The organism is Winogradskyella sp. R77965 (assembly GCF_044594915.1).
In the GTDB taxonomy this organism is placed as follows: Bacteria; Bacteroidota; Bacteroidia; order Flavobacteriales; family Flavobacteriaceae; genus Winogradskyella.
On record NZ_CP138990.1, the window covers coordinates 2,182,449 to 2,194,451 of the forward strand.

General features: G+C 32.9%; 10 protein-coding genes. All 10 read left to right on the forward strand.

What is annotated here, in order from left to right:
- Positions 1-1,101: a DUF3179 domain-containing protein gene (locus SJY34_RS09685; protein WP_400075130.1), complete on the forward strand. Its 1,101-nt coding sequence runs from the start codon at positions 1-3 to the stop codon at positions 1,099-1,101.
- A gap of 234 nt (positions 1,102-1,335) precedes the next feature.
- On the forward strand, positions 1,336-1,791 hold the full coding sequence (gene rplM / locus SJY34_RS09690) for a 50S ribosomal protein L13 (RefSeq protein ID WP_400075132.1): 456 nt from the start codon (positions 1,336-1,338) through the stop codon (positions 1,789-1,791).
- Positions 1,791-2,177, forward strand: a complete 387-nt coding sequence (gene rpsI, locus SJY34_RS09695; protein WP_400075134.1) for a 30S ribosomal protein S9 — start codon at positions 1,791-1,793, stop codon at positions 2,175-2,177. The genes rplM and rpsI overlap by 1 nt, the downstream gene beginning before the upstream one ends.
- Positions 2,178-2,382: 205 nt before the next feature.
- Entirely contained in the window at positions 2,383-3,180 is a 798-nt protein-coding gene (gene rpsB / locus SJY34_RS09700; RefSeq protein WP_400075136.1) for a 30S ribosomal protein S2, read from the forward strand.
- Between the two features lie 81 nt (positions 3,181-3,261).
- Complete coding sequence (tsf, locus tag SJY34_RS09705; RefSeq protein ID WP_400075137.1) at positions 3,262-4,236, forward strand: translation elongation factor Ts; 975 nt, start codon at positions 3,262-3,264, stop codon at positions 4,234-4,236.
- Between the two features lie 109 nt (positions 4,237-4,345).
- Positions 4,346-6,691 carry a tetratricopeptide repeat protein gene (locus SJY34_RS09710; RefSeq protein ID WP_400075139.1) on the forward strand — a complete coding sequence of 782 codons (2,346 nt, stop codon included), beginning with the start codon at positions 4,346-4,348 and terminating at the stop codon, positions 6,689-6,691.
- Positions 6,692-6,860: 169 nt separating this feature from the next.
- Entirely contained in the window at positions 6,861-7,568 is a 708-nt protein-coding gene (pyrH, locus tag SJY34_RS09715) for a UMP kinase (RefSeq protein ID WP_400075141.1), read from the forward strand.
- A gap of 42 nt (positions 7,569-7,610) precedes the next feature.
- Complete coding sequence (gene frr, locus SJY34_RS09720) at positions 7,611-8,162, forward strand: ribosome recycling factor (protein WP_400075143.1); 552 nt, start codon at positions 7,611-7,613, stop codon at positions 8,160-8,162.
- A gap of 70 nt (positions 8,163-8,232) precedes the next feature.
- Positions 8,233-9,510: a DUF5686 family protein gene (locus SJY34_RS09725; protein WP_400075145.1), complete on the forward strand. Its 1,278-nt coding sequence runs from the start codon at positions 8,233-8,235 to the stop codon at positions 9,508-9,510.
- 75 nt (positions 9,511-9,585) lie between these two features.
- Positions 9,586-11,994, forward strand: a complete 2,409-nt coding sequence (locus SJY34_RS09730) for an RND family transporter (RefSeq protein ID WP_400075147.1) — start codon at positions 9,586-9,588, stop codon at positions 11,992-11,994.
- Positions 11,995-12,003: the final 9 nt, after the last annotated feature.

Below are 12,003 nucleotides of genomic sequence, written 5' to 3' on the forward strand. Positions count from 1 at the left end.
ATGAAAAATTTACAGAGTTTGCTAATCACTTTATTTGTTTTAATACTCGCAAGTTGCAGTCCTAGTGACTCTGCTAGTAACAGTAACGGAAATGGAGGTGGTTCTATGGGAGGAAATGATGATGATGATCCTACACCTAACGATCCTTGGTCGATACCTGTAGGAGAAGTTAGAGATGGTGGTCCAGGAAAAGATGGCATTCCATCCATTGAAAATCCTATGTTTGAAATCGCAAGTAATATTAATTCCTTATCGGATGATGAATTGGTTGTTGGTATAAAAATAGGTGATGTGATAAAAGCATATCCACATCATATTTTAGATTGGCACGAAATTGTAAATGATGACTTTGATGGAACCAAAACAACATTATCCTACTGCCCACTTACAGGAACTGCATTTGCTTGGCGAAGTCGAGCAAATAATACATTTTCGACTTTTGGAGTTTCTGGTTTATTATATAACGCCAATCTGATCCTATATGATCGAGAGACTGATAGTAACTGGTCTCAGATTTTACAAGAATGTGTCAACGGTGAACTTTTAGGAGAAACACCTACTAAAATATCTGTAATTGAAACAAATTGGGTAACTTGGAAAAATTCATTCCCAAATTCATTAGTGCTTAATACAAATACAGGTTTCGATAAACCATATGGAAGCTATCCATATGGTCCTTATAAAACTGATGATGACTTTTTTATTTTTGTTCCAAGCCCAATAAATCCAGCTTTACCCAATAAAGAACGTGTATTTGCTATAACTTCCCATAATAATAATTCTAAAGTCTATAGATTTTCTGATTTTATTGGTGGTAATGCTATTAGAGATAGTTTCTTCAATACAGATTACCTTATTGTTGGTAATGAAAATATAATTGTTGCTTTTAAAATGAGTGGTCCCATAAATGATCTCACATTCACTTATGACTTTCAAGATTCTGAAATTTTCTTTTCAGATAATGAGGGCAATAAATGGAATATGTTTGGAGAGGCCATAGATGGTCCAAGACTTGGACAAAAATTAAATCCTTCCCAAAGTGTAACAAGTATGTGGTTTGCTATTGCTGCTTTTTTTCCAAATCCATCCATATACCAATAGGAATTAAGACTTTATTATTTCTATCAGATAAGTACTGTTATTCTATTTGGTTATGATAAAAATTTCTGTTTTTAATTCTCAATAGGATTAAAATTTAAACGCCTTGATTTACAGTAAAAAAAACGCACCTTAACGTTTGGTTATCCAATAGTTTATCGTAAATTTGCAAACTCTTTTTTGAAGAGGAATGTTTAATCTTTTGCGCTGTGAAGCGCAATAATAAATCAAATTAGTGTGGATACATTAAGCTACAAAACAGTTTCAGCTAACAAAGCTACCGTTAATAAGGAGTGGGTTTTAGTTGATGCTGAAGGACAAACTTTAGGTCGCTTAGCTTCAAGAGTAGCAATACTTTTAAGAGGTAAGCACAAACCTAATTTTACGCCACACGTTGATTGCGGTGATAACGTAATTGTTGTTAATGCAGAAAAAATCAACTTAACTGGTAACAAATGGACAGATAAAAGTTATATCCGTCACACAGGTTATCCAGGTGGACAAAGAAGTTTGACTGCTACTGAAATGTTTGAGAAAGACCCAACCAGATTAGTAGAAAAGTCAGTAAAAGGAATGTTACCTAAAAATAAATTGGGTGCAACTCTTTTTAGAAATTTAACCGTTGTTTCTGGTACAGAGCATGCTCACGAAGCGCAAAAACCAAAAGCAATTAAATTAAACGAAATTAACTAATGGAAGTAATTCACAAAATTGGCCGTAGAAAGACGGCTGTTGCTCGTGTGTACGTTGCCAAAGGAAAAGGTAACATCACGGTGAACAAAAAAGACATGGCGGAATACTTTACTACTGGGACACTTCAGTATAAAGTAAACCAACCTTTAGCCTTGACTAACAATGATGGCAACTTTGATATTACTGTTAACGTATATGGAGGTGGTATCACCGGCCAGGCAGAAGCAATACGTTTAGGACTTTCTCGTGCAATGTGCGAGTTAGACCCTGAAAACAGAGCAATATTAAAGCCAGAAGGTCTATTAACTAGAGATCCAAGAATGGTAGAGCGTAAGAAATTCGGACAGAAGAAAGCGCGTAAGAAATTCCAGTTCTCGAAACGTTAATATCCAACGATTATTTTTTATACAGAATCTGCTCAGGCAGATTCTGTATAATTATTTTTTATTAAAAAATCCTGAAGTAATTCAGGTAAATTTAAACAGATTCTGAAACGAGTTCAGGACTGAAAGTTTAGCATCTAAATGATTGAGGCGCGCGTAAGCAACCACTCAGCCATTGCTAATTTAACAGAACGTAAACTATTACAACATGGAAAAAGTAGAAGTAAAAGAACTACTAGAAGCAGGTGTACACTTTGGTCACCTAACACGTAAGTGGAACCCAAACATGGCTCCTTACATTTATATGGAACGTAACGGTATCCATATCATCAACCTTTACAAAACAGCAGCAAAAATTCAAGAAACTTCTGATGCTTTAGCTAAAATAGCAGCATCAGGAAAGAAAATTTTATTCGTTGCTACAAAAAAACAAGCTAAAGACATTGTTGCTGAAAAAGCAGCTGCTGTAAACCAACCTTACATTACGGAACGTTGGCCAGGTGGAATGTTAACTAACTTCGTTACCATTAGAAAAGCGGTTAAAAAAATGGCTTCTATTGATAGAATGAAGAAAGACGGAACATTTAACTCTTTATCTAAGAAAGAACGTTTACAGGTTAATCGTTTGCGTGCTAAGTTAGAAAAGAATTTAGGTTCTATATCTGACATGACGCGTTTACCAGGAGCTTTATTTGTAGTTGATATTATGCGTGAGCATATCGCTATTAAAGAGGCACAAAAATTAAATATTCCAATTTTCGCAATGGTTGATACTAATTCTGACCCACGTGAAGTAGATTATTTAATTCCTGCAAATGATGATGCTTCTAAATCTATTGATAAGATTTTATCTATCGTAACTTCTGCTGTTGCAGATGGTTTAAACGAAAGAAAAGCTGAGCGTGCTGAAAAAGAAGGTAAAGCTCAAAAAACAGAAGCTAAGAAGGAAGCTAAACCAGCTAAAAAGGCTGAACCAGCTCCAGTAGCAGCTCAAGAAGAAGAATAAATAACATTTATACAATATTAAAAGTCATTTAATTCTTTTCGCTTAGAAAATTAATTGAATGACTTTTTAAATTTTAAAACTATGGAAAATACTGTAAAAGTTACAGCAGCAGAAGTAAACAAGCTAAGACAAGCAACTGGTGCTGGTATGATGGATTGTAAAAAAGCTTTAGTTGAAGCTGGTGGTGATTTTGATAAAGCCATCGAAGTTTTACGTAAAAAAGGTCAAAAAGTTGCAGAAAAGAGAGCAGACAGAGATTCTTCTGAAGGTGCTGCTGTAGCTAAAATTAATGCTGATAATACATCAGGTGTTGCAATCGTATTAGGTTGTGAAACTGATTTTGTTGGTAAAAACGAGAAGTTTATCGCTTTAGCTAATGAATTAGCAGATGTCGCTTTAAATTGTAATACGAAAGAAGAATTTTTAGCCGCGGATTTCGGTGGAATGACGGTTGCAGAAAAGTTAACAGAACAAACTGGTGTAATAGGTGAAAAATTAGACATCACTGCTTTTGAAAAATTAAATGCGCCATACGTTGGTCAATATGTTCACATTAATAAAATTGCTGCTTTAGTAGGTTTATCTTCAAAAGTTGACAATGTAGAAACTTTAGTTAAAGACGTAGCTATGCAAGTAGCTTCTATGGGAGCAACTACATTATCTTACAAAGATTTTGATGCTGCATTTATTGCATCAGAAACTGAAGCGCGTATTGCTGTTATTGAAAAAGATAATATCGAGTTAGGACGTTTAGGTAAAACTTTGAAGAATGTACCAAGCTATATCTCTATGGCACAATTAACTCCAGAAGTTCTTACCGCTGCTGAAGATGCTGCGAAAGCAGAGTTAAAAGCTGAAGGGAAGCCAGAACAAATCTGGGATAGAATCTTACCAGGTAAAATGGAGCGTTTTATTTCTGACAACACTACTTTAGATCAAGAACAATGTCTGTTAGATCAGAAGTTTATTAAAGATGAAAAGCAAACTGTTGCTCAGTATGTAGAATCTTACGGTGATGTTGCCGTAACTGGTTTTAAAAGAGCTACTGTAGGTTAACATACAATAACCATAATATAAACCTCCAAATTAACATTTGGAGGTTTTTTTTTAATAAGAGTTTGAACTAAGCAAGTATATTCCTATTTTCGTGAATCAACTGAAAACAATGGAAAAGAACACTAGTAAATCGTTTTTAGAAAAACTATGGACTCGTAAAATACCTCAGTATTTAGGGACCTATTTGGCGGTTGGTTTTGGTTTGTTTCAATTTATCCAAAGCGTTATTATACAACGTTATGGTATCAGTGATATATGGCAAGACAAGTACTTGTTCATTTGGCTAATTTTGACTCCCGCAGTTTTTGTATTGGTTTATTTTGGATATCAACCTAACGGAAAAGAAGTCTATGAAAAAAAGAAATGGCCAAGGTATTTTATAATTTCTAATGTTATTATTGGTCTAGGTATTGGTTTGTTTTTAATAAAAGGTAAGGACAAAATAAACGATAGAGAAACTGAAACCGAACTTATCGCTTTGGTTGATGAAGAAGGTAAAGAGTTCAAAGCTATAGTACCAAACTTAAAAAAAGTTAAAAGTATTGCACTATTTCAATTTGAAAACTTAACTGACAATAAAGAACTAGACTGGATGGGCGTTGCCATGTCCACACTCCTCGATTTTAATTTGGAGCAACGTCCTGAATTTTATGTCACTTCGAGTTTTGAATTAAGCCCACATTATCAAAAATTAGGTGTACCCTTATTTACAACACCAAATATTGCTGTACAACGCAATATTTCTAAACAATCTAGAAACGACTATTTTACCAAATTTACCTTTAAAAAAACAGATGGTGTTTATACCTTTTCAGGTGATTTGTACCAAACTAAAAACAATAAGACTGTTTTAAAAATGAATGTATCAAATACTGATATATTTAAAGCTTTAGACGCTATACGAGACCAAATATTTGAAGCTATTTCTACCGATTATGATGTAAAGGATAGAGATTTAGCCAATTTTGACAATAATTTTACACTTCCTGTATCTGACTTAGTAACATCGAACGAAAAAGCATTAGAACATTATATTAAATCTAGTATAACGCTGTTTAAAAACCCGAGTGCATTAAATGAATTGATTGCTGAAGGTAAAAAAGCTATAGAATTAGACCCTAACTGCTCTATGTGTTATTTAACTGTTGGTGCGGCATATTTTGGACAAGGAAATCAGACAGAATCTTTAAAATATCTTAAAAATGCTATAAAATATGGTGCAGCTTTACCAAAGCGCATGCAATTTTATCCTAAACAAATGTTTTATAGTTTACAAAACAACAGTGATGCCTTAATTAAATTATTAGAATTTCATAAAGACTTATATCCTTACGATTTTAACACCTATAAACTACTACTAACGCGCTATGCAGTTAATGGTGGCGTTGAGCAAGCTAAGGCCTTAATGCAAAAAGCGGTTGAAAACGGTAATAGAGAGCTTGGTCTTCTAGAATTATATAAAATAGAACTGAGCAATAGTGACTTTGCCGATGCAAAGAACTCTTTAGATCAACTAACTAAAGAATTTCCAGAACGCGAGCAAAACCGCTTACTGTATGCCGACCTATACGAAGAACAAGGGAAAATTACAGAAGCCAAAACCATCTTACTTAAAGAAGAATCCTTGGATCCTTTTAACACAAGTATTCAAAGACGAATTGCCTATTTAGATTTTATAAATCTTAATTTTGAAGACGCTTTAAAAAGGATAGATAAAGGTTTGTCTGAAGCTACATCTTTATCAGACAGCTTAAGCTACATGAGGTCTAAATACAGTTATGCGCATAGTATGGGTGAAGTAGACAAGGCTTTAAGTCTTATAAAAGACTATGAAAAATTGGCGGTTAAGCAGCAACCTATTATAAATGTAATGTTTTCAAACTATATGCAAAAAGCATTACTTTACCAATCTACAGGGCAAATAGAGGGTGTTGCGGAAGTTATAGATCAATTAGGAACATTTATGCCTAATAGCCAGGACAACTTTAGATGTGGTATTAATCTCCAAGCTATATATTACAATTACCCCTTAGTTGGTGATAATTCAGACTATTTTTTATGTAAAGATTCGGTATTTAAAACTCAAGGCGAAGGATTTGTGGATTTATTCGATCTTTCTAAGACCTATATAGAACAAGATTACTCAAAATGTATTGAGGTTTTTGAAAACAGTAATGCAGATTTAGAAAAACTAATAGGTCATAAATTCTTTATTGCTGATATTTTTCATAAAAGCGGTAATTTAAAAAAAGCTACAGAAATAATGAGAAATACTGTTGATAGAAAAACTCAAAACCCATTAAATTACCTAAAACTCGCAGAAATTTTAGAAACAGAAGACAAAGCCGATTCTAAGAAATATCTAGACATAACCCTTAAGTTTTTAGCGAATGCAGATACTAACTACATTCCACTTCAAAGAGCCAAAGCTTTAGAGAAAAGACTAGCTGAATAAACCTTTAAAGTTTTGATATTTTTTTCACTTTTACAGATGCTAATAATTATGTAGCTTTGTTCAACTTTCAAAACTACTCATGAAATGAGTCAGGAAAACATACTAATTTCAACTTATATGTCAATTGACGAATTCCATTAGACCATAAAAACGAAATAGAAAATATCTAATGAAATATAAAAGAATACTACTAAAATTATCTGGTGAGGCTTTAATGGGAAACCGACAATATGGTATCGATCCAGAACGCCTATCTGAATATGCAAAGGATATTAAAGAAATTACAGAACTAGGTGTTGAAGTTGCTATCGTTATTGGTGGTGGAAATATTTTTAGAGGTGTTGCTGGTGCTATGAATGGTATGGACCGCGTACAAGGAGACCATATGGGAATGTTAGCGACTGTAATTAATGGTTTAGCCCTACAAAATGCCTTAGAAGATGCTGATGTTAAAACACGACTCCAAACTGCGATTAAAATCAATGAAGTAGCTGAGCCTTTTATAAGAAGAAAAGCATTGAGTCATCTAAGAAAAGGCCGTGTAGTAATTTTTGGTGGTGGAACAGGTAATCCATATTTTACTACTGATTCTGCAGCTGTATTGCGTGCTATAGAAATTGAAGCAGATGTCATTTTAAAAGGCACTCGTGTCGATGGTATTTATACAGCTGACCCAGAAAAAGATAGCACAGCAGTTAAGTTTGACCATATTTCTTTTAAAGATGTTTTACTTAAAGGCCTCAAAGTTATGGATACGACTGCGTTCACTTTGAGTCAAGAAAATGAATTACCAATTATCGTTTTTGACATGAATAAAAAAGGAAACTTACTCAAAGTAGTTTCTGGAGAAAACATAGGAACAGAAGTGAATATTTAATTTGGCTTAAATATTGATGAAACGCAATTAAATTTTAATACTATGGACGAAATTAAGTTTATTATAGACACAGCAGAAGAAGCTATGGATGCTGCTATTAAGCATTTAGAAAAACAATTAGTTAATATTAGAGCTGGTAAAGCAAGTCCTGCTATGCTTGGTAGTGTTATGGTAGATTATTATGGTTCTCAAACACCATTGAGTCAGGTGGCAAATGTAAACACACCAGATGGTAGAACTATTTCTGTACAACCTTGGGAAAAAAGTATGTTGCAAGAAATTGAACGTGGTATAATGGTTGCAAACATTGGTTTTAATCCTATGAATAATGGAGAAATGATTATAATTAATGTCCCACCATTAACGGAAGAGCGTCGTAAAGATTTAGCTAAACAGGCCAAAGCTGAAACTGAAGATGCCAAAGTTGGAGTTAGAAATGCCCGCAAAGAGGCTATGAATGATATCAAAAAAACAGACGTTTCAGAAGACCTTCAAAAAAACGCTGAAATAGATATACAATCATTAACCGATAGTTACGTTAAGAAGATAGATAATATTCTAGATGTTAAAGAAAAAGAGATAATGACAGTCTAAGTCTTTCTCTTTAATACATCGCATCCCAAATAAATTGGGATGTTTTTTTAATAAAATTTTTAATTAGAATATGCTTAAGCGACTGTTTGTTGTTTTAATTTTAACATATGTAACAAATAGTTTTGCTCAGCTAACTCCTACCCAAAAAGATTCGGTAAAAATCGCTCAGGATTCTATAAAAAAAAGTGAATATCTAAAAAATATTGGAAATGGATTTTTACCATTTAAGTATTTTGATTTAGACTTGCGCTACCTTGTAAAATTTAATCAGTACGAAGGCTTGAGAACAGGTCTCGGAGGAGTTACCAATGATCGGTTCTCTGAATGGTTTCGTATTAATTCTTATGTAGTATATGGATTTAAGGATCATCGATTTAAATATAAAATTGGTGGAGGATTTAGGTTAAACGAATCCACTAATACTTGGCTAAATTTTGCTTATACAGATGATTTATCTGAAACCGGAAGTTCTAAATTTTTAACAGATAAACGCTTCTTTACTTTTTTTGAGCCACGTTTACTAAACATTGATTTATTTCACAAATATATTAGTAAATCTATTTCACTTGAACATAGAGTAAGTAATCATTTATTAACTGAGACTGAACTCGCTCTTAATAAGATTGACCCAACATACAATTATACATATGTTTTAGATAGTGAGAATTATAAAACATTCGATCTAAGCACAGCAAAATTGAGTTTACAATGGAGCCCTTTTAGTACATTTGATATTGTAGAGGACGGAGTAGAAACAATTGTAGATGGATATCCAAAATTTACATTACAGCTCACTCAAGGTTTTAAATCCGTTTTTGGAAGTGATTTTAATTTTTCAAAGATAGATTTTAGGACTGTTCAACAATTTAACCATAAAAACGATGGAATCACTAATTTAACATTAGTCGCAGGTGCCGTTAGAGGAGATGCACCACTGACGCATTTGTATCACGCCTATCCAAATAATATTAATAAAGAAACCATTTTACAACGTTTTTCTGTCGCTGGTTTAAATAGTTTTGAGACCATGTACTTTAATGAATTTTTCAGTGATAAGTTTTCAACATTACAGTTAAAGCATTACTTCCCAATCTTTAAAATTTCAGATCGTTTTAGACCTCAATTAGTATTGATTTCTAGATATGCTATTGGTGAAATGGATAGTATTGACAGGCATCAAGATATTTCATTTGGAACACTAAACCATGTCTACTCCGAATCTGGTTTTGAAATCAATAAACTACTTTTTGGTTTCGGGCTGAGCTTTGCTTATCGTTATGGTGGTTATCACCTACCTAATCTCGAAGATAATATTGCGTTTAAGTTTACCTTTAATCTTTCGCTTTAATCTAAATTATATTCCTATTAATTCAGTGGCTAATCCTAAGGTTTTTTCTACCTTTGCGGCTCATTTGTCTAATGCATGTTTAAACTATTCACAACAGGATTTTGGGAAACAATTGCGAGGTTAATTCTTCGTAATAAAATTTTCATATTAATTACTGTAGTTCTAGCAACTTTATTTTTCAGCATGCAATGGAAACATATGCGCTTTACTTATACAGAAGCCAACATGTTGCCTGATGAACACGAGGTTAATATTATTTACAATGACTTTTTAAAAGTATTTGGAGAGGAAGGAAATCTCATTGTTCTTGGAGTAAAAGATTCTACACTGTTTTCAGTAAAGCAACTTAATGCTTGGAACAAACTTGCAGATTCTTTTAAATCATATGATGAAGTTGAAACTGTTTTATCAATCAAAGATCTTCAAAAATTAGTTAAGAATACCCAAAAAGAACAATTCAATTTAGAGCCTTTCATCCAAGATTCAATTTATAACATTGAACAGATCGATAAGCTTCAAGACGAATTATTTAAGCAATATCCTTTTTACGATAACTTTTTATTTAATGCTGAAACAAAAACGATTCGTACTGCAATCTATTTAAAAAAGGATATAGTAAATACTTCAGCAAGAAAGGACTTCATAATTGAGGTGCTTCAACCAAAAATAAATGATTTTGAAATACAGAATAAATTGGATGTCCGTATTTCTGGAATGCCATATATAAGAACACTCAATGCACAAAACATTGTAGATGAGATTCCTATTTTTATTGGTGCTGCACTTTTTGTTACCTCATTAATCTTCTTCTTATTCTTTAGATCCTTTAGGGCAACATTTATTTCGTTAATTGTAGTTTGTGTAGGAGTTATGTGGACCTTTGGAATCATAGGTATTCTAGGATACGAAATAACGGTTCTTACAGCTTTAATTCCTCCATTGATTATTGTCATTGGTATACCTAATTGTATTTTCTTAATCAACAAGTATCAGCATGAAGTTAAATCTCATGGCAATAAGGTAAAATCATTACAACGCGTTATAACTAAAGTTGGTAATGCAACCTTGATGACTAATGTAACAACTGCTTCTGGTTTTGCAACATTTATTCTTACGGAAAGCAAGTTACTTAAAGAGTTTGGTATTGTTGCTTCATTGAGCATATTGGCAATTTTTATGTTGTGTTTACTTGTTATTCCAATTATGTACACATTCTTACCTTATCCTAAGCAACGTCATTTAGAGCATCTAAATAAACGCTGGATTGGTGGTTTTGTAGATTGGATGGAGCATATGGTGAAAAACAAGAAAATTACCATCTATGTCACAGCACTTGTATTAATTATTGCAAGTATGCTTGGAATAAACCAGATTAGGATTTCTGGAAGTCTGATTGAAGATATGCCCCAAGACAAAGAATTCTTTAGAGATATTCGATTTTTTGAAGATGAATTTAATGGTATTATGCCATTAGAAATCATGGTAGATACCAAACGCAAAAAGGGCGTTATGAAATTGGCAACTTTAAAACGAATTAATGAGCTCGAAGAACTTATCGAAGAGACACCCGAATTATCTAGACCAATATCTGTTGTTAGTTTGGTAAAATATAGTAAGCAAGCATATTATAATGGTAATCCTAAATACTATCAACTGCCTACAAGTCAGGAAAATAGTTTTATTTTATCCTATGTTAAAAACTCTAATTCTGATGTAGACTTACTGAAAAATTTTGTAGATAGCACTGGTCAATACGCGCGTATTACGACTTTTATGAAAGATATCGGTACAGACAAGATGGAACGTATTGAAGAAAATCTTCAGAATAAAATAAATAAAGTTTTTCCTAAAGAGCGTTACAATGTTATTATGACAGGTAAGGCGTTAGTGTTTCAAAAAGGAACCAAATATTTGGTTAGAAACCTAGTGATATCGTTAACTCTAGCTATTTTCCTTATTTCATTATTTATGGCATATTTGTTTCGTTCTTTTAGAATGATTATTGTATCCTTAATCCCTAATTTATTGCCACTTTTAGTCACCGCTGGCTTAATGGGTTATTTAGGTGTGCCTATAAAGCCATCTACGATATTAGTCTTCAGTATTGCATTTGGTATATCTGTAGATGATACCATTCACTTTTTGGCAAAATACAGACAAGAATTACAAGCTAATCACTGGAAAATTAGAAAATCAGTATATGCAGCACTTAGAGAAACAGGTGTGAGTATGTTCTATACTTCAATTGTTTTATTCTTTGGTTTTTCTGTATTTACAATTTCAAGTTTTGGAGGTACTGTTGCATTAGGTGCATTAGTATCTGTAACCCTACTTTTTGCTATGCTGTCTAACCTACTTCTATTACCATCTTTATTGTTATCATTAGAACGTAACATTGCAAATAAAGAGGTTTTAAGAGAGCCAGCGATTAATATAATTCCATCGGAAGATGATGATACCGAGGACGACATAGAGAATAAATAAGAAAAATTA